The 20,032-nt window shown below is 52.8% G+C and carries 14 protein-coding genes and 1 pseudogene; 10 read left to right on the plus strand and 5 right to left on the minus strand.

Annotated features, from left to right (window positions below; all coding sequences use genetic code 11):
- Positions 1 to 203: 203 nt before the first annotated feature.
- The 3 genes from FRD01_RS22450 to tnpB all read left to right on the plus strand — a co-directional run bounded on the left by FRD01_RS22450 (position 204) and on the right by tnpB (position 2,131).
- Entirely contained in the window at positions 204 to 1,133 is a 930-nt protein-coding gene (locus FRD01_RS22450) for an FRG domain-containing protein (RefSeq protein ID WP_146963188.1), read from the plus strand.
- 444 nt (positions 1,134 to 1,577) lie between these two features.
- Entirely contained in the window at positions 1,578 to 1,925 is a 348-nt protein-coding gene (gene tnpA / locus FRD01_RS22455) for an IS66 family insertion sequence element accessory protein TnpA (protein WP_146963190.1), read from the plus strand.
- Positions 1,922 to 2,131 (plus strand): IS66 family insertion sequence element accessory protein TnpB, encoded by a 210-nt coding sequence (tnpB, locus tag FRD01_RS22460; RefSeq protein WP_146963192.1) that lies wholly within the window; start codon positions 1,922 to 1,924, stop codon positions 2,129 to 2,131. Before tnpA ends, tnpB begins: the two co-directional genes overlap by 4 nt.
- 272 nt (positions 2,132 to 2,403) lie before the next feature.
- Here tnpB and FRD01_RS22465 read toward each other — a convergent pair whose 3' ends face one another.
- Positions 2,404 to 2,871, minus strand: a complete 468-nt coding sequence (locus FRD01_RS22465) for an IS66 family transposase zinc-finger binding domain-containing protein (protein ID WP_249755833.1) — start codon at positions 2,869 to 2,871, stop codon at positions 2,404 to 2,406.
- On the opposite strand from FRD01_RS22465, the pseudogene FRD01_RS22470 reads away from it, so the two are divergent.
- The 6 genes and pseudogenes from FRD01_RS22470 to FRD01_RS22505 all read left to right on the plus strand — a co-directional run.
- Positions 2,846 to 3,478, plus strand: a pseudogene (locus FRD01_RS22470) (IS66 family transposase); the annotation flags it as partial. The gene FRD01_RS22465 and the pseudogene FRD01_RS22470 overlap by 26 nt on opposite strands.
- Positions 3,479 to 3,535: 57 nt before the next feature.
- Positions 3,536 to 3,691 carry a transposase domain-containing protein gene (locus FRD01_RS25035; protein WP_146964055.1) on the plus strand — a complete coding sequence of 52 codons (156 nt, stop codon included), beginning with the start codon at positions 3,536 to 3,538 and terminating at the stop codon, positions 3,689 to 3,691.
- Positions 3,692 to 4,280: 589 nt separating this feature from the next.
- The gene (locus FRD01_RS22490) at positions 4,281 to 5,204 is read left to right on the plus strand and encodes an NAD-dependent epimerase/dehydratase family protein (RefSeq protein ID WP_146963202.1); all 924 of its coding nucleotides are present in this window, start codon (positions 4,281 to 4,283) and stop codon (positions 5,202 to 5,204) included.
- The gene (locus tag FRD01_RS22495; RefSeq protein WP_146963204.1) at positions 5,201 to 7,549 is read left to right on the plus strand and encodes a glycosyltransferase; all 2,349 of its coding nucleotides are present in this window, start codon (positions 5,201 to 5,203) and stop codon (positions 7,547 to 7,549) included. Before FRD01_RS22490 ends, FRD01_RS22495 begins: the two co-directional genes overlap by 4 nt.
- Positions 7,546 to 9,198: a methyltransferase gene (locus FRD01_RS22500; RefSeq protein ID WP_146963206.1), complete on the plus strand. Its 1,653-nt coding sequence runs from the start codon at positions 7,546 to 7,548 to the stop codon at positions 9,196 to 9,198. Before FRD01_RS22495 ends, FRD01_RS22500 begins: the two co-directional genes overlap by 4 nt.
- The gene (locus FRD01_RS22505; RefSeq protein WP_146963208.1) at positions 9,195 to 9,881 is read left to right on the plus strand and encodes a histidine phosphatase family protein; all 687 of its coding nucleotides are present in this window, start codon (positions 9,195 to 9,197) and stop codon (positions 9,879 to 9,881) included. The genes FRD01_RS22500 and FRD01_RS22505 overlap by 4 nt, the downstream gene beginning before the upstream one ends.
- On the opposite strand, the gene FRD01_RS22510 is transcribed toward FRD01_RS22505, so the two are convergent.
- Positions 9,841 to 11,328, minus strand: a complete 1,488-nt coding sequence (locus FRD01_RS22510) for a vWA domain-containing protein (RefSeq protein WP_146963210.1) — start codon at positions 11,326 to 11,328, stop codon at positions 9,841 to 9,843. The genes FRD01_RS22505 and FRD01_RS22510 overlap by 41 nt on opposite strands.
- On the minus strand, positions 11,325 to 13,001 hold the full coding sequence (locus FRD01_RS22515; RefSeq protein ID WP_146963212.1) for an AAA family ATPase: 1,677 nt from the start codon (positions 12,999 to 13,001) through the stop codon (positions 11,325 to 11,327). Before FRD01_RS22515 ends, FRD01_RS22510 begins: the two co-directional genes overlap by 4 nt.
- A 139-nt stretch (positions 13,002 to 13,140) precedes the next feature.
- On the opposite strand from FRD01_RS22515, the gene FRD01_RS22520 reads away from it, so the two are divergent.
- Positions 13,141 to 17,181: a CHAT domain-containing protein gene (locus FRD01_RS22520; RefSeq protein WP_146963214.1), complete on the plus strand. Its 4,041-nt coding sequence runs from the start codon at positions 13,141 to 13,143 to the stop codon at positions 17,179 to 17,181.
- Here FRD01_RS22520 and FRD01_RS22525 read toward each other — a convergent pair.
- A complete protein-coding gene (locus FRD01_RS22525; protein WP_146963216.1) occupies positions 17,155 to 18,636 on the minus strand; it encodes a hypothetical protein in 1,482 nt (493 codons plus the stop codon). The two genes, FRD01_RS22520 and FRD01_RS22525, sit on opposite strands and share 27 nt — an antisense overlap.
- Positions 18,633 to 19,310: an RNA polymerase sigma factor gene (locus tag FRD01_RS22530; protein WP_146963218.1), complete on the minus strand. Its 678-nt coding sequence runs from the start codon at positions 19,308 to 19,310 to the stop codon at positions 18,633 to 18,635. The genes FRD01_RS22525 and FRD01_RS22530 overlap by 4 nt, the downstream gene beginning before the upstream one ends.
- Positions 19,311 to 20,032 lie beyond the last annotated feature (722 nt).

The following is a 20,032-nucleotide window of genomic DNA, read 5'->3' on the forward strand; positions in this document are numbered from 1 at the left end:
TAAAAGACGGCCAATGCAGAGGGTTTGAAATCACCGTAGTCCGAAGTTGTGCAGTCAGGTTTTGCTGTGCCTTCAGTAGACTGTGGAAGGAGTGCCGAATCGATATCTCCTTTCTTGGAAAGATGGCTTAGATGTTGCGACTGACCATCTGAAAGGTTGTAAGTAGTGTTCTTGTGTTTTTGGAATGAGGCTTAGGAAGACCAATGATTGACCCCACCCACTACTTTGCCTCCAACGACTCAATTGCTAAGTCGATGTCGGAGGTGTTGCGAAGTATTGAAGCGGTGAATCACTACGCCCAAGCGCGTCTTCTTAGGGTTTTCTGGCGCGGCCAAGCTCACCATGAATGGGGACTTCTTTCTTCACTGGTCCGTAGTCTTGCCGCATCGGGTCCTGTTGAGGATAAGACTCTGAATCTGATCGAGGAAAGACTCTTGGGAGAAGCGACCGAATGGATCAAAGAGTTGTCGGATCAGAAATACTCAGATCCACTTGCCAAACTCGCCTATCTTCAGCATCACGGGGTTCCCACCCGTCTTTTGGACTTTACTTCCTGTCCTTGGACTGCCCTGTTTTTCGCTACAGAGGACTACGACATAGTGGATGGACGATTGTTTGCTATTCTAGTGGAAGAGGCCGACGTATTGTCGAAAACGCCAGAGGGCAGGCCGTGGATAAAGTACAGCACCAAGGAAATTAAAGTGTTTGATGCAGTAAGAGCCGGCGTATCGTTTCCTCGACTGGAATCGCAACGTGGAGTATTGGTGTTTGGGCGTCTACCAAGTACTACACCTTATCGAAAGGCTCATGACGTTTTGCTGGGAGAGGAACGAAGCCTGTTGGCGGAAGAAGTTCGCAGGATACTTTCTATTCCGATCAAGATTAGCCATTTTGACCCGTCGAAGGGAGCAGATTCAATTTCTCAACGGGTGAAGCCACCTATCGCCGTCACTTTTCGGATCCACGTCGACAAGGAATCCGTCCGTCGAGATTTGGCGGGACGTGGATCAGGGAAGAAGATATCGCCTTCTAACCTCAAAATAACGCACCAACACGTTTATCCTGATGTGGGAGGTATGGTAGGCCACTCCAAGACGCTGACAGGTCTTCGTCGACAACTAATGATCCTCTAGAGATTCAGAAGCAGACGGGTAATCTGATTCAGCGATGAATGAATCGTGTAGGTATCAACATGTCAACATGGCTGTTGTGTCTTCGCTGATTGTGACCGCGAGGAAACCAATAGCCCATGCCTGCTCAAGTAATAAACAGTTTCGAACACGATTAGAATCAACGTGGAACACCCCTCGTTAAGAATCCCCTACTTAGCCAGAAACCGTGTTTCAACTTCGAGATAGTCTACGTCTAAGCCCTGCCGATACACGCGGAATTGTTCTGCACTGCGAAAATCACCTGCGTTCAGCTCCAACGCGAAGGGGAAAAGAGCAGGATGCGAGACAAGTTGATTTAGTGGGGCCGAACCTCCTTCAGAGTCGTAACCGTCCGACAGACCACGTTCTTGTCCGCATGATGAGGCAGGCGTAGGTCAAGCTCTCAATCCTAACGGAGAGGAGAGTATGTCAGGAAAACGGTCAAAACCCAAAAATGCATCGTGGTGGTCGGCTCAGATCGGAGCCTGGGAGCGCAGCGGACTCACTCAGGCTGATTTCTGCAGGGCTCGTGGGCTGAGTATTTCGTCGTTCTCAAACTGGCGAAGCAAGTTGTTGAAAGAAGAGCGGCCCGAGACTTCGACGCAGACCGCGCTCGTGAGAAAGCATCCCACGGCATCTAAGTTCATCACAGTGGATATTCCGGTGGCCCCAGCACCTCTGGTGCGTGTTTCAGTCGGGTCGGTGACGGTGGATTTCGACACGTTACCACCACCTGTCTGGGTTGCTGAGCTTGGGTCGTTTGGAGGTCGATGATGCTGAGTTTTGCCTCGTCTGTACGCATCTTGATTGGCATCAAACCGGTGGACATGCGCAAGGGTGTCGACGGTTTGTGCCAGCTCGCTGAGGCAGAACTCGGTGGGGATATCTACTCCGGCGCAGTGTTCGTGTTTCTGTCGCGACCCCGTGACAAGATTAAGATTCTGACCTGGGATACGGGTGGATTTGTGGTGCTCTACTAGTGGCTTGAGGCCGGTCAATTCAAGATGCCGAGAGTGGGCGACTTCGATAAGGTCTGCCGCCTTGAGGCGACTCAGCTGACGATGCTACTTCGCGGCATCGACTTAAGTCGTGTTCGAAAACCGGTCTTGTGGGAGCCTCCACCGAGCTAAAGAAAATGGATCGACATAAGCTCGGAACTATGATCAAAAATCATCGATGGATGAGGTCATTGAAATCCCAGATCTGGAAGAAATCAAGGATCTTGGCACAGCCAAGCTCTTATTGAAGTACATCAGCCAGGCAGCCGATCAGCAGGCCAGAACCAACCAACACCTGCTCGAGACGATCGAGGCACTACGCCACGAAATCTCAGAATTGAAACGTGCACTTTTTGGTCAGAAGTCCGAGCGTGTCCCCGACCAATGGCGAAACAGCCACACTTGCAGACCTTACGCTCGCGGTGGTGCTCTCGGCGGATCACCCGGGCTGGCACGTATTCGTATTCTTCGCTGACTTCGGGACTTAGGTCGTCAGCAGCTTCAAGACTACCGCCACATTGCGCACATTCGGTCTCGACAATCGCGTGTTCAACGATCTCTGTCGGTGTTTCATCGCGTCGACTTTGTCGGGTTTTCTCGCGCTTCTCTTTTGAGCGCTCCAGACGCTTGGCACGCTCTTCAGGCGTCTCTTTCTTCTTTTGAGAGGCGTTCAGGTCGCGCTTGAGCAGCGCCGAGGTGCTTTCGCCACTGAGCCAACGCATTCTGGAGCTCATCGCGTCCTCTTCCCACGTCAACGCGGATGAAACCTCTTTGAAGGTCCAGGCCACCGGTGAATGCCGCCGTGCCTTTGTCTGGGACTTCATTGCGACCAACGACAACCACACGATGGTCGCATATCTCTTCAGCGCCGACCGCAGCGGACAGACGCCCATCAAGGTGCTTGGCGACTCCACCGGCGTGCTCCAGGTCGATGGTTTTACCGGCTACAATCAGGTCACAACCCCTGACAAACGCGAACGCGCAGGGTGCTGGGCTCATGCGCGGCGCAAGTATTTTGGGGCATTGGACTCCGCGCCAGACGAGGCGCAGTGGGCTATCGACAAGATCCGCGAGATCTATGAAGTCGAGTATCTGGCGGCCGAGAAGAAGGTGCTGGGCAGGCCCCAACACCTGACCCTGCGAAAGGCGAAAAGCAAAGGACTCGTCTAAGAATTGATGACGTGGGCTGACGACGAAAAGCCGAAACATCGGCCCAAAAGTCCGCTCGGTGCTGCACTGACCTATACGCTCAACCAGCGAAAATCTCTCGAGCGTTTCCTCACGGACCCAAAGATCTGACTCGACAACAATATCGCCGAGCAATACCTCCGACTCATCGCGCTTGGCCGCAAAAACTTTCTCTTTGTGGGCCACGACGAGGCCGGCATGAACCTGGCTACTTTGCAAACTCTGGTGTCAACCTGCTTGGCCAACAAGGTCAACCCGCAGACCTATCTCACCGATGTCCTGCTGCGAATTGGGAGTCATCCCCACCAACAAATCGATGACTTGTTGCCATGGAACTGGCATCCTGATTCCTGATGACGGGGTGTATCGGACGGATACGCTCTTGCTCACAGCACTCAAGAAATCTTCGCGGCGTAACTCTAAAGCCTCACAGAACGGTACGTTTTATGACGCAAGTGATAGAGTGGGTTTGACACTATTGTGAAGGTTCTGTCATTCTCAGACGAGACGAAGTTACTGCTCTTAATACCCGTGTTTGAGTCGCGGGTACCACTGGTGAACAGTAACTCGTTGGAACTTGACTCAACACAAACCTACTACGACGGCTCCTGCACTAATGTGCATGCTCGCTCCAGCAGCCTCCATACTCAAGGGAGGTGTTGCCCGTCTCAAGTAGGTTCTATCAAGACAGGAGCATTTTATGTCGAAGCAATCTAAAGCCGCACGGGATAACCGTGCCAATCAACTTAATCCCCAGCATTCTGCGTATCATCAGTCGCGGGGAGTCACTGGACCTTTCCTGGAAAAACGGTTGGAAGAACACCGCCAAGTTCCAGATTTGGGGCCCGTGAATCCCAAATCTAAAGACGATTCAGAAAAGGGTTAAGTGGAATCAACAGCCCCAACTCCGCGAGGAGTTGGGGCTCTTACGTTGGACATGAAAATGGTTGGAAAAGTCTTGATTACCGGTTCTTCCGGTCTGGTCGGAAGTGTGCTCCGTCACACGCTCGAATCAAAAGGAATTGAAGTCGTAGGGTTTGATTTGCGGGCAGCCGGGCGCGAACATGGGGATGTGTGCGACGCTAGTAGTCTGTACCATGCTATCTCAACGTGTGATGGAGTAATTCATCTGGCGGCGGTCTCGCGCGTAATCTGGGGAGAAGAAGATCCTGCTCGCTGCAAACAGGTGAATCTAGGCGGACTGAGGAATGTTCTGACGCACGCCAAAGACTCAACAAATGATCCGTGGGTGGTCTTTGCCAGCAGCAGGGAAGTCTATGGGCAACCACAAACGCTCCCGACTTCGGAAAACGAACCGCTGGCTCCAGTCAACGTCTATGGGCACACAAAGGTTGAAGGTGAAAACCTTGTCCAGTCGGCCCGTGCATGCGGACTCAAAGCCAGCGTGATTCGTTTGTCCAACGTCTTCGGCAGAAGGTCAGATCATCACGATCGTGTTGTACCTGCTTTCGCAAGGCAAGCGGTAGCGGGTGAGACCCTACGCGTGGATGGTGCAAGTCATACCTTTGATTTCACCTATGTTGATGACGTTGCGGACGGCATCGCAACGTTGGTTGACCTGATGGGTTCCAAGGAGGGCGCACCACCCCCCATTCACTTTGTTTCCGGCGTACCCACGACCCTTGGGCAATTGGCGAATATGGCTATCGAACTGGCCGAAAGCCACGCTCGTGTCCAGTTGAGCGCACCAAGGAACTTTGACGTGGCGCAATTCTACGGCAACCCCAGCCGCGCAATTCAGATCCTTGGCTGGCGAGCAGAGACAAGCGTCAGAGAGGGTCTGGAAAGACTCATTGACGCGTATCGAAACGAACAGACTCTAAACAAAATCGAGGAGCAAGCATGAAGATCTTGAAAGTCATTCATGGCTACCCAATGAGATACAACGCAGGGTCAGAGGTTTATAGCCAGACGCTTTGCCATGGACTTGCGGACCGGCATGAAGTTCATGTGTTTACCCGTGAAGAAGATGCTTTCGCGCCTGACTTCCGGTTGCGAGAAGAAAAGGATCTCGACGACCCCAGAATTACACTTCACCTGGTCAATAATCCCCGTCTAAAAGACCGGTACAGGGCAACCGGAATCGACGCACGCTTCGCCGAAGTTCTGGATCAGCTAGGCCCCGATATCTGCCATGTCGGACACCTCAATCACCTCTCGACATCAATGCTCAAAGAGGCTTCCAAACGTGAGATTCCCATCGTGTACACACTACACGATTACTGGCTCATGTGCCCTCGTGGGCAGTTCATGCAAATGTTTCCTGAGGACTCAAATGAGCTCTGGAGTGCTTGTGATGGTCAGGAGGACCGGAAATGTGCCGAACGCTGTTACGCCCGTTACTTCAGTGGTTCTCAGGAGGAACACGAACAAGACGTTCAGTTCTGGACTGATTGGGTGAAGCGGCGGATGGAACACATTAGGGAGGTGGTGCAGCTAGTTGATCTCTTCATTGCGCCAGCGAAATACCTTCTGAACCGTTATCGGGATGATTTTGGAATTCCGGAGCGCAAGTTAGTCTATCTGGACTACGGTTTTGACAAGACCCGAATGTCTGGGCGATCGCGCTCGGCAAGTGAACCGTTCACATTTGGATATATTGGCACGCACATTCCGGCAAAAGGCATTCACGATTTGATCCGTGCTTTTGGCCAGCTCGAGGGAGACGCACGACTGCGAATCTGGGGCCGTCCACGAGGTCAGGATACCGACGCGCTCAAGAAGATTGCCCTGGAGGTTCCAGGCGACATCGGTACGCGCGTGGAATGGCGACCGGAGTACCGAAATCAAAACATTGTGGAGGACGTGTTTGAGCACTGCGATGCGATTGTCGTCCCATCTATCTGGGTCGAGAATTCGCCCTTGGTGATTCACGAAGCGCAACAGGCAAGAGTTCCAGTGATTACCGCAAATGCGGGAGGTATGGCCGAGTACGTTCATCATGAAGTTAACGGACTCCTCTTTGAACATCGATCTGTGGACTCTCTCACGCAGCAAATGCAGAGGTTTGTCGTTGACCCAGATTTAGCCAACCGTTTGGGTGGTCGTGGGTATCTCTACTCAGAAGATGGAGAAATCCCGTCCGTTGAGGAACACGTCGCTGAAATCGAGACCCTTTACCAGCAAGTCCTCGGCCGTCGTAACTCGGCACGCATCATGCCAACAAAAGGTCCCTGGAGGATTACTTTTGATACCAACCCAGATCTCTGCAATCTGCGTTGCATCATGTGTGAAGAGCACTCGCCACACAGTACGCTCCAAACTCAGCGCGAAAAAGAGGGGCGTCCCAGAAGGGAAATGCCATTTGAGCTGATCGAGAGGATCGTCAAGGATGCCGTACCGATGGGACTGCGTGAAATCATCCCGTCAACGATGGGCGAACCGCTGCTTTACGATGATTTCGACAAGATTCTGGCTCTTTGTGAGGAGCAGTCTCTGATGCTGAATTTGACGACCAATGGAACTTTTCCACGGCGAGGGGCTGAGGAATGGGCTCGGCGAATCGTTCCTGTCACGTCGGATGTGAAAATCTCTTGGAACGGCGCCTCGAAGAAGACACACGAAAACATCATGTTGGGGTCAAAATGGGAAAAAGTTCTTCAGAACGTTAAGACCTTCATTGGTGTGCGGGATGCCCATGCAGATGCCGGCGGAAATCGCTGTCGCGTGACCTTCCAACTGACCTTCCTGGAGTCCAATGCAGATGAGTTGGCTGACATTGTGCGACTGGCCATATCACTTGGGGTTGACCGGGTTAAGGGCCACCACCTCTGGGCTCACTTTGAGGAGATCAAGGACCAGTCGATGCGACGTAATCCTGCGGCTATCAAAAGATGGAATTTGGCAGTCCAAGAGGCGCAGAAAGTCGCGGCAGAAAACAAACTACCAAACGGAAAATCGGTCCTTCTAGAAAACATCTTTGAGCTGGATGAGAACGCAAGCGACGACCTCGCCCCGGGTGGGCCATGTCCATTCCTTGGGCAAGAGGCGTGGGTGAGTGCACTGGGACGATTTGATCCCTGCTGCGCTCCTGACGCGCAACGACGCACTCTGGGCGAATTTGGCAATCTACACGCGTCCGACTTCTCCGAAATCTGGAACGGTGAGGAGTACAACGACTTGCGCAAGACGTATCGCAATCGCAACCTGTGTCTTAGCTGCAACATGAGAAAACCGGTGGAGGAGGTATGAAGACTCCACAACCAGCGCCATGCCGCACCTACCATGTGCTTGATTCGGGTGAGCCAGCTTACACCGAGCGATTTGATGACATCCTGAAGTTTCACCCACCTGGACTTGCCGCTGTCCAAAAAGGTGACCAAGCGTGGCACATTCGACCAGATGGCTCAGCGGCGTATTCGGCCCGTTTTGAGCGGACTTTTGGCTTCTACGATGGTCGGGCAACCGTGGTCGATATTGAAGGTTGGTATCATATCGAAACGTCGGGTGAGGCGGTCTACTCGGATCGCTACACTTGGTGCGGGAACTTTCAGGATGGACTCTGCACCGTACGTGAGGGGGTAGAGTATTTTCACATCAAACGTGATGGACGACCTCTCTACGAAAGGCGATGGCGATACGCCGGAGACTATCGTGACAAGATCTCGGTGGTTCAAAACGAGGCGGGACTCTCCACACATATCGACGCATCAGGCCAACTTCTTCACAACGTGTTTTTTGTGGACCTGGACGTCTTCCATAAGGGCTTTGCCAGGGCACGTGATGAAGAAGGTTGGACACACATCGATTCCCGCGGTCAGGCAATCTATCAACGGCGCTTCGCGAATGTTGAGCCTTTCTACAATGGCCAAGCTCGAGTCGAGCGATTTGATGGTGGGTTAGAAATCATTGATGAGGCTGGGAATTGCATGCTGGAGCTTCGACCTTCCCGTCGCTCAGAATTTGCAGAACTATCCGGAGATCTAGTTGGGTTTTGGCGTACCCAGACTCTGGGTTCCGCTGCAACACTGGGAATCATTGACGTCTTGCCAGGCACCGTTTCGGCGAGCAGCGAACGATGCAATATCACTGAAGATGCAGCGTTTCGAATTCTTCGTGCGCTTGGGGAACTTCAAGTTGTGGAGCGTTGTGGTGATGAATGGAAGGCCACGTCACGGGGAGAATACCTCAAGAAAGACCATCCACTTACGCTCGCTGATGCCGCGGTAGAGTATGCCACACGCTTTTCCAAGATGTGGCAGGTGCTACCAGACGTGTTGAGGGGTGAGGACCAATGGAAACCAGCGATTTTTGAGGATGTGTTCTTGGGCCCTGACAAGGGTACTGGCCATCATCGTATGTTACGAAGTTACGCGCGCCACGATTACGAAGCAGTCGCAGAGATCCTTCCTCTAAAGGGTGACGAGTCTATCGTGGACGCAGGTGGCGGACTTGGGACCTTTGCCTCGTGCATTCAGGCCAGATTTCCCGATGTACAGATCACCGTTCTAGAAAAGCCAGGCGTTTTGGAGTTCACACAACTTCGCGAACCTGGGTTGAATTGGCTGGCGGGTGACTTCTTTCAGGACTGGGGTGTTGAGGTGGATGTTGTTCTGCTAGCGCGCGTACTTCACGACTGGGAAGACGAGGATGCTCGGCGGATACTGTCGCGTGCGAAGAAAAGCTTGAAGGAAGGTGGGCGAGTGTGTGTGGTTGAGATTCTTCTGCCTGAAGAAGGGGTATCTGGAGGGCTGTGCGACCTGCATTTGTGGATGGCAACCGGCGGCCGAGAGCGGAAACGAACTGAGTACGAGACGCTTCTGACAGAGGCGGGGTTCAGGGTTGATGAAATCATTCACGTGGCAGCGCTGCCGAGCGTCATTGTAGGAGTTGTACCATGAGCCAATTCGCGATTCTTGAATGGATGTTGCGCCACTTGAATGAGATTCCAGAAGACCGTTCAGTGTGCTTGCTGATCCGTCACTCAGTCCGGGACCCTCTCCCACCTGATGATGTGGGGTACGCTCTGCCAATCACAGAAGAAGGTCGTCGGCTCGCTAGGAACCTTGGAGAAGTGATCGGTTCAAGACTCAAAACCTTGCATTCTAGTCCGCTGGATAGGTGCACACAGACGGCTGATGAGATTATGGTTGGAGCAGGCAAGACTCTACCTGTAGTCCCAGATAAATTGCTCGGGGACCCAGGTGTGTTCGTACTCGACGGGGAGGTCGCCTGGCCGAACTGGCAGCGTCTCGGAAACGATGGGGTGATTGCGAAGATGGTGGAAGGTGGTGAGCCTTTGCAAGGTCTAGCAAGGGCCGAGCTCGCCGCAGGTCTGTTGGTTGATCACATGTTGAAGGTCGCAGACCAACAACCTGGAATTCATGTATTTGTCACCCATGACTCGATTGCCGCTCCGACCATCGCGCATATTCATGGGTATAGGTTTGACTTTGGAGACTGGCCAGCATTCTTGGAGGGTGCCTTCTTCTGGGCGGCAAGAGATGGCGTGCGGGTCCATTTCCGCGCCTCCGAAGGTGAACTTACCGGTTTGTGGCTGAATGGAGCGCGAGCCAGTCTTTAAAGATATGCACAGGATCACAAATGGTGTGCATGCCGGATTGTAGGCTGCTGCCCACCTGAACGCCATGGAATCGGTGATTTTCCTCCTTTGCGATCTGCACGGCGCTTGACAGGTCTGCGGGAGCGCGCCATTCCCCATCACTAACAATGAGCACATCCGCCTTTGTCCACGCGTCGTCTTCTAAACGTTCAAGAACTCGATGAACGGCTCCAATGTCCGTGCCTCCGTGAAAGGAGAACCCAAGGAATTGCAGCAGCCGGCCAATACCTTCATCACTGACTGCTAGCTCATGCTCAACCACATCGTTTGGACCGCCATATGCGTACACATAACATCGGCGCTTCTCCAGATTCGCACGTCGCAACGCCTCCAAAACGAGTGCCTTGGCGACCAGTTCGGGCGCACCAGCCATTGAACCAGATGTGTCCAGCGCAACAATGATTGGCCCGCGCTGAGGCCTGGAGACTTCGCGTTCCATCTCTTCTTGAACCTCCACCTCTACGGCGTGTCGTTCCAGCTCAATTCCTTCAACACGGTAGGTAATCAAAGCACGCTCCGCACGGCGAGCGTGCCACAAAAGGCGCAAAGTTGGGTGGCCCAAATATGCGGCTTCTGAAGGCAACATTCGCGCGATATCACCGCTTCGCTCCACGCCACGAGTTTGCGCTGGCACCCATGGCGTTCGGATTTCGCGCAGTTCTTCCTCCAATCGAGACACCGGAGCAAAGATGGTTTCCATCGTTTTTTCTTCGTCATCAGACGCTTGCATACGCCCAAGAGTTAGGACGATTTCCTCTAGCTGTGGGAGCTCAGCCACAATCCTCCGCAACTTCGCAATCTCGGTCCATCCCGTCTGCCTGATGATTCCCCTCGACAAGTCCCAGCCTCGCCCGAGCATGTTTCCAAGGCTACCAAACGCATCCATGATCTCGGACCACACACGCTCGCGCTCCTGCCATTTCTCCATGATTTGGGTGTCAGGCTCATTCCCCAAACTCTCGCGCGCAACTTCCTCAGCAAGTTGACGAACCAACTCAAGATCCTCGTCAGTCACCCCGTCCTCATCGTCTTCCAACTCTCTTCGCTGCAACTCTTCAAGTTCTTGCAAAGCAGCCAAAATTGCGCTTGTGAAGTCCTGTTCACGGCGTTCAAACGCCTCCAAGGCTTGAATCAAAAACTCGTCAACAAGTTCTGCCTCATTCCGAAAAAAACGCTGCAACTGAAGAACTTCAAGGGCGGCAATAACGGGTCTCGCACTAACCTCACCAGGCCATGGTTCACACTCAGGAACCTCACCTTTCAAGAGCGCGTTGCGCCATGAAACCACACCCCTGACACGGTCCTCGATACTTCCAAGCGTTGAACCGAAGATGTGTTTAACGAGGTGTAGGGGGCAATCTTCAAGGTATGAGTAGTGTCGTAAAAAACTTCCCGCGTCGGCGTTCATTTGGCCCCCTTCTTTCTCTTAGTCCGAGTCTTTTTCCCGTTGGCGCTCTTGGGAGGTGAGGCGATCAGGTCGACCAACTCTTCCTCGGGATCGCCCCACACCTGCACTGGCAAGTTTGCGTAGCCTTCGCGAACTTTGTCCAATCGGGCGGTGATGACTTTCGTTGCACTGAGCGCCTCATCGAGGCTTTTCAGCGCTGGTTTAAGGAAATCAGCAGTGACCCAAAGATGTGCGTTGACGAGGACTTCGAGTTCTTTAACACGATCCTCAATGAGTGCCTGATGTTTAGTGACACGGTCCAACTCCACGGAAGCATCCTTGAGTCGTGCATCTCGGTATTGTGGAGCGAAGCGCTTGGCTACCATCACTGGCCTCAAGTCAGTATCTTTGCGATAGAAGTTATCCTCGTTTGCCAGATATGCCCACTTGCCGCCCCAATGATCGAATCGGTGCCAATTGTCGATTTGCAAATGGGAGAGTTCCCCTATCGTGAATCCGTGCCCTTTGTTCGTGCGGTCGTGGACTTTGCTGTCATTCGCATAGGCATTGGGCGGAGCCAGATAGGTTGTCTCGCCATCACGAACTACGGGAAGAACGGCGCTTGACTCGAGGACTTCTCTTCCATTCATCCTATAAAGGAGTTCGCCGTCTTCATTGCATTTTTGTTCTTTCGCCTTTTGATCAAACTTCAGTTGTTCTTCTAGGTGAGCAACCACTGTCGATACTCGCGAATATGCCCCTGCCTCGGCGGCCCCAATGCGCTCGACATACCAGTTGAACAGGGTTGCGCGCTGCTCTGGAGTGTTCCACAGGCAGTGCTGAAGAATCCAACAATCCCAGACCGTGACCTCATCCTTGATGTGTGTATACGCAGACACCTTCAGGAATTTGACGATCTTTCGCCACCTGCGGTCGGACACGAAGATCTCTTCGGCGATGCAGAACTTTCGCAATTCGCAGAGCAGTTCCTCCACCTCGGCGCTAAGTGTAACGACGGTTTCGGCAGCCTTTCTCAGTTCTTCAAGTTCTTGCGGGCTGAACGGAAGTTCTGCGTCCAGCACTAGAGCCGTCTCTCCAGTCAACGCCAGAAGTTTTCTGAATCCTTCCGCGGAGGCAGAATTGACTTCAAGCCGAACCAGGAAACGGTCATAGAGCGCATCCAACTCTTGTCCCTCGGGGAGTTCATTACTCGCCCCAATCGCACTGATCAACGGTACGAATTGGCGCTGCGTCCCATTGTCAAACTTTCGTTCATTGAGCACGGTGAGCAGCGAATTCAGAATTGCGCTATTTGCCTTGAAGATCTCATCCAAAAACGCCACGGATGCGCTCGGCATGTACGACTCCGTCAAGCGCTCGTAGCGACCTTCCTCCAGTCCCGGAATGGAGTACGGTCCAAACACTTCTTCCGGCACGGTAAATCGTGTCAGCAGCCTTTCAAAGTAGCTTGCATCGTTGAACGCCAGTTGGATCCGCTTTGCGATCATGCTCTTTGCCGTTCCGGGCGGTCCGATAAGGAGCGCGTGCTCACCCGCGAGAGCGGCGAGCAGGACCATGCGAACCTCCACGTCTCGCTCGATGAGGTCGGTCAGTAGCAAATCTCTTATCTTTGCAATTCTTTGGGTCAAGTTGAGTTTCTTTCGGGTCAAAATACTTGTGGGTTCTGAAGTCATCGTTTCTCCTTTGTTGGGGACTCACAGATAAGACGACGCCAAATCCCCAATCCGGAAATCCAATCGAACTTTTTTCCGCTAGGCAGGATTTTCTCCATCCCCTAGTCTGAGCTTTCACCAAGAACCTCGTGGCGGGAAAATGCCTGAAATCAATGAACTACTGGAAAAGCTCGACAAAGGTTCTGACAGGTTCGAGTGGGAGCGAATCTATGGAAATTGGGAGGGTAGCTGTACGCGCGATGAGGCGTATGAGGTATTTGCTTCCGGGCGTCCTTATAGAGAGTGGTTCGGATTTCGCTTTGACGCAGGCCCTCCTGGGACACGATTGCCAAACCCTGCCGATGCCTTTCTAGCGATCACCGGCGAATCCGGAGGATCACCGTTGGATGCGTATTCGGTGGTGTTCTACGGCCCGGTGTTTCCCGCAAGCCAACTTAGTTCCGATTGGTGTCCTTTTTTCTGGCGAGTCACCTTAGCAGCAGCGAAGTCTGATGGAACATGGTTCGCTCGTTGGCTGGCTGCACGTGCATGCCTCGCCCAATTCGCGTTCGGATGTATCGAAGGAGCGTTCGCTCTGGCGGATATGTTTGGCCAATCGGAAGGAGGACGCCGACACCTAAGACTTGTCTCTGAGTTTGAGCTTGTTCGAGACTCTCCAGAATCCCTGAAGAGTCCTTGGATTCGGCAAGCGGCAACAGAACTGTGGCGTCATGCAGCCTTGCCAATCATGCCCGAACTGCCAGGCCCTGTTGAGTTTGACGATGACCGTGATTCAATCCTTCAGCTCTTACGAGAACGTGGAGCGAAGGCATTGCTGGAATTGATAGAGGGCTTTGTTTCAAGAACGGCCACTGTGAGTGCACACCTTCTGCGCGGGGAAGAGACACTGAGAGCCACTGAGGACTACATCCCAAACCCAACCCCCTCCAGATTAGAGGAGGCATCAAAAAAAATCCCTTCAGTGGAGCTGTCGGGATTATTGTTCCGGTTCCTGAATAGTATCGCAATGAAGGTTGTAGGACCGCATACTGTTGTCGTTTTTGCGGCATTGCGTGACCAATTGGCAGGGCATTGGCTGGAAGGGTACTGGCGACCCATTATCACGATGGCACTCTGCGATTTCCTCGGGGACAATCCTGCTTTCACTGAGCAACGAGGGGTTTGGCTTACAGAGATCTGCGAGTCGGCCGAATCATCGCTACTTCTGGGTGATTGTCTCTACAATCTGGCTCTACTCAAACATTCAAACGGTGTGAATGGAGCAGCGGAATTGTTGTGCCGCGCTGCAGATGTAGCAATCGAAATCTCATATCCAGACCTTCTTCTCGCTACAGCTGAAACGTTGGCCCGAATGGGGGAGACGTCGCTTGAGCTGTCTCTTGTTCAGGGCTGGTACAGCTGGCTCTCTGAAATCGATGTCTTGACCGCGGTGGAGCTAGAAAGGGCAAACGCCGCATTTAGCCATTTGTTCTACTTGTGTGGGTTGTCGGGGACTGCAGACCCTGTTTCTGAAACTTCAGATGGCAAATTCGAACACAAGTACTTCTATGTTTTCAAGATGCCTTGGTCGTTTTCAGGCGAGTCAAATCAGAGTCTAGTTAGGAAAATTTCTGAGGTGAAAGAGGGTACGATCGAACACGCCGAAATCTTGGCCGAACTTGCCAGACGGGGCCTGAGAGAGGTTTCTGAAGCCCGTGCCGCGAGTGAGTCAACACGTGTTGCAATACGGAGGCAGACCGCATTTGAGGGGATTTTGGGCTGGATGCGACTCGCTCAAATCTGGGGACCAGAGGACCATCGCAATGACCCTGTCCGAGACTTTGCCTTTACTGCGGAGATTGCACGTGAAGCACTTGCAGGGGTATCCGGGACCGAACTGTCCATTGTGTTTGAAGTGTCTCTGAAGATCCTGCTCGCAAGGAGTCTTCGATATTCACAGGCAGGTAACCGAGACGAGAATTTCACTGAAGCAAAGGAGAGCTATCTCAAAATTTCCGAGATGCCGACAGCCACCAATGCTGACCGTGGAAACGCACTCTTCAACGTAGCTGAACTCGTTATGGACTGGGCGAATGCACCGCTAAATGAACGACTTCAGTGGTCAATCGACACGGCGAAACGCGCAATCGAAATCACTGACGATGTGCCGTTGGCCAATCGCTACAAGTCTATCTTATTAAATTGGCTAGCTATTTCAGCCGATAAAGGGAATGAGGAGGCTCTTGAGGAAGCGCAAGCCTTGATGAGCAAGATGGACTTTGATGTGCTTCCGAAAAGCCATTGGGGAACGGTGTTCCTTCACTTTGGGAACGTACAAGCATCGGTTGCCAGAAGGAAAGGCCCAAAGGACGAGGCGGAGGTTTGGCAAAAGGTGATTCGAGAGCATGGCGAGCACTTTTCGCCATCCCAATTTAGCTCGGCACATCACAACCTTGGCGCCGCCTTGCGCCGGGCTGGCCAATTCGGGGACGCAAGAGTTTCCCTTGAGAAAGCATCGGTCGTCAGGTCAACAGGCACCGATCCGCGCCACTATTACGAGACAGAGCTGGAGCTGGCGCTTCTGGAAACAGAGAGATTGCCAAACGGCGTGCTGCTTGAACGTCCTGCCCTAGAGCGTGCGTTAGACCACTATCGTTCTGCGCGGAATGCTGCCCAACGCTTGGGGCCAAGCGAAGAGTTGGTGCAGGTGGCATTGTTTCAGGGGCGTTTCCTCGGCCAACTTGATAACAATCCGTGGGTGGGTGAAATGTCAGATGAAGTGTGGGAAATTGTGGATGAATCACTACCCTTCATCATACTCAATACCGACCTGCGTGAGCAGGTAGCTTGGATGATTCTTGGGCTTGGTATCAGGGTTGTGATCGCCCACGCCGCTCGAACACGACACCTAAAGCGGCACGGGTTCAGGCTTGGCGGCCGCGAAGCTCAGCAGGTCCTGAAATGGTGGATTCGCTCCCAGCATGCCTACCTGAGGCCTATCGAGGCGCGTTTGTTACCATCGCAACTGGCGGGCTTGCCACTCGCGGCCGAATGGGGCGAAGCCGTCGATAGCGAGAACAGTTTGCGTCTAGCGGAGCTTCTTCCGGCGCTTCGAGCAGTCGACCCAAGCTTTTTGGATGACGATGTTCAGAATGAACGTATCTGGCGGTGGCTGGAAATGCAGCCCGGAGCAGTCGCCATCCATCTCACGTTGGCTACGCCAGAGTCGATTGCCCTGGTGCTCTCAATTGAAGATGACGAGCGGACGATAGAGGTGTTTGGTCTCGATACGACCCGCGAGAATCTGGAGAGAACGTCTCAGCCCACAGCCGTTCAAATTCAGCGGATATGTCAGCGGATCTTGGCAGAACTTCCAGAAACACCAAGTGCTGTTCTCTGGCAGCCCGGGCCAACGATGCGATATATTCCGACCCGAGAAGTGTGGGGAAAACTTCCTGTGGCGGTCGCTTCGTCGTTGGTAAACACCCTTCCAAAGAATGAGGAGCAAGCGAGGCAAGGTGTGCTCATTGTTCTTGCCGACCCTGGTCAAGGCAGAGAGCACGCGGAGCTTGATGAGTTCGGCTTAGACGCGATCAGAGCCATCGAGCCTCTCGCCAACAAATTCGGCCCCGTTCGAATCCTCGCGAGCCGAGGTGCGACGTTTGGGAGAGCGCTACACGACATTGACAGGGTCTTGCCTGAACCGGCTTCGGCGGAAAACGTTTTGAAGCATGCCAGAACAAGTGAGTTTGTGATTTTCATTGCGCATGGGGATGTCCCAAATCCAGATGATGCGGCGCTTGTATGCATTGGAGAAGATGGGGAGTGCGAGCCGTTGGATGTAAAGCGACTTCAGCAGTCTCGTCGCGCTTTCGCGGGGTCCAAGCTTATCCTACTTTCCTGCGAGACTGGCAGGACCACCGATTCGCTCGCACGGGAAGGTGGGATTGCAGGCGTTCTCATCGCGGCGGGAGCCGAATTTGTTGTAGCACCATTGGCACCTGTCTATATCGGAGTGGCAACGAGGGTTTGTGTGGATGTGTTAAGCGGGCTATTGAAGGGAATTCCGCCGTGGAGAGTGTTACCAAACGGAGACCCGATTGAGGCTGGTGGACCAACTCTGGGCCCAGTGCGCTCGTCGAAAGCGAAGGCCGCTGAGGAAGCGCAACACTATTCAAGCTACGTGGTCTGGGTTGCGTGACATATGACGGTATTGAACCCAGATGTCCTCTCGCTGGCTCGCGTAGCTAAGGCAATCCACCAGTTTTTCGCCTGGAATGGGGGAAGTCCCGACGAGGAGCACCAAATCAAGGTCGCTTTCGTATTCCCAGATGGTCGGGCCATTGAGCCAATCATCTGTAACCTCGTAGCCCTCCGGGTAACCTGCATCGACAACGAAGAGCCGGGCATGATGTGACTGGTCGTGCCACTGTCTCATTTTGATTGCGAACTTTGTGCTGACTCCCAATTTAGGTTGTAGCGGCAAGAACGAGGCCGATTTGACGGTTTTCTCCAGTTCGGACAGAACAGTTTTCGCAACATCTGTTGCCCTAGCTCGGATCTGGTTCGCTAGTCGAATGTACCAGGGTTCCGAAAACATCGAGGCCATGAATGCTTCTGCGGAAGCATCGACTGGTGCGGTGGTTTGTAGAATGGAACGCCAGGCATGCCCTTGAAGGTTGCGCCAGAGCCTGCCCAACGGTACGTTTTCAACGTACCGCTCAAGATTCGCATCTACAAAAGGTATCAGGGCTGGAAACATCTCGGCAGAAATCCAAGCCAACACGGGGTCGAGTTCTTCAACAAAGTGGTCGACCTGTTCCCTCAAGTCTAGTGCGCGAGCAACCGCCAAGAGGTCCTCAACGTGATCTAAGGCTTCATTGAGATCGTTTGGGTCTTCATCCTCGATGGCCTTGATGACGGCTTGCTTTCGTCCGTCCCATACCAAAGACTCGACCACTTGGGCTCGCAAAGCCTGAGGTATGGTTTCTAGCCGTTCGCGTGCTTCTAAGAGCGCACGTGTGAGACTCTCATCGGGAAGAAGGGCTTCGCCGTAGCCGATCGCATACGCCAATAGCCAGACATCTGCAGCCGTTGAGATAGGGGTCTCTGTCTTGAGATCGTGTAGAATCGTTTCTCTAAAATTCATCCTATGTCCCTTCGACTTCTTTCCGAAATACCTATTTGCATGTTTACGACGCCGTGATTCGTCGAACTTAAGACAGTCTTTCGGAGTCGGTCGATAGGCTGTCAATACACAATCAGCGTCTGGATTTCTCCCTTTAGTGTCTTTGCCGACCAACAAGAAGACGAAGTCTGGGGAAAGGCAAATCGGCTTTCCGTCCACTTGTCTCGCCCAATGACTTCCTGAGTTCAAAAGGGCATTCGTATATGCTGGACGATATCCCTCTTCATGATGCCTATCCAGAAGTTCAGACGTGTTCGTCAAAATGACGCCATACAAGGTTGGTAACTCCCTGACCACCATCCACTTTTGGCCTGAGACGCGCTCGGCGTCGTGTCGCGCAGCATCTATGTCGAGCTCACAGAGCACATCCCATCGCTCCTGTGGGTCGTAAAAATGTTTCCACACCTTATGCCGCGCAAGCTTGACGGGGATGGGTAGAATCTCAGACGGCTTCGGTAAATCGCTCATACTTGAACTCCCAAACATGCCTTCAACTCATTCTCCGCGGTTTTGCGAGCCTTTCTAAATCGATCGAGTCGTCGTTCTCGTGCTTCTGCATCCGACGAGCCCTTATCGGGCTCAATAATGAGTGAGAGTTGATAACTCCGATTCAGGGAATCTTCAGCATCCACAACACCATCTATTCGGCTTCGAATCACATTCTGGTCACATTCATGCACCTGACCCAAGTAAGAAATTTCTTCACCGGTGATGGCTGAGTCCAAGTAGTAGAGCTTCAGGACCAGGCGTCGTTTCAAAGTCAGCTTTTCAAGACAGTCACGAACAGGGAGCATCGCATTGGAAATCGACCTCTGATCCTCGATGTCGGTCAAATGAGTCGTTAGCCAATTCTCTTCTCGCTCGCGTCCAGCGATCGTGGCCTTTTGTTCATCAAGGACTTTGTTCCGAACAGCTTTTCGGAGCCAGGCCTTCGGTGACTTAACAGCTGCGCCCAGTTTGGTCGGACAAGTGTGCAGTTTCAGAAGCACAGTCTGCAGAGCATCATGGTTGTGCTCTGGCACAACGCGGGCAAGCTCGACATATAGAAAACGGAAAGTCCGTTCTCCCAAGACTCGATCCCGTGTCACACCGTACCTGTGCAAGCAGTCCACGACGTTCGTCCAGTTTATCTCTTCTGGCACTTAACACTCCTTAAATGCAGAGTATGACTTGGTCGTTCGTGGCAGACAATAGATCCACCTGAGAGCTCAATTGAGGAAAGGACTCAAACGTCCGAAAAATCTACGGGACCCGACGCTCATTGCTGTGAGAGAGTATCTGTCCCTACCAGATTTCCGGATTCTGAATTTAACCAAATCAACGTTGACGTTTTGAATGTGTAGGGTTTCACATTCACCTGAATCTAGAAAAATCGTACCTTTAGCAGACACAATCCAAATTCCGACTCCGTGCAGATACGCGTCAAATATAGCGTCCATACAGATGCTGAATTTCTTATGCGTGGTAAGCCAAACATAAGGCTTTAAACGCCCATTCTTCCGTGACATCACTCACCCCCTTGAACTGTTAACGTTGACAAGAAGGACTGTAAGCGGGAAACCTCGGATGAATTCAAGTCCGCGGGTAGAGGTAGGGTTACAACCAATCCAGGTCTCAGCGGGAATCTGAAATCGATCAGATCAATTTTCTCCAGTCCAATAGTCACTGTTTCAAGTCGAGGTTGCGAAGGTCCGCCATTCTCTTGATCAGGTTCTGGCTCAGGATGGAACGCTAGTCGCGTTTCGTGACCCTTCCGGCCCACAATGTATTTCCCCAGACCACCGGCCCCCTCCTTCAGGTACGACCGCAATTCGTCTTCTGGGTGAAACACCTGCCGTAGTTCATCGAACGTCACTTCCTGCAC

The organism is Microvenator marinus (assembly GCF_007993755.1).
Lineage (GTDB): Bacteria > Myxococcota_A > Bradymonadia > Bradymonadales > Bradymonadaceae > Allomicrovenator > Allomicrovenator marinus.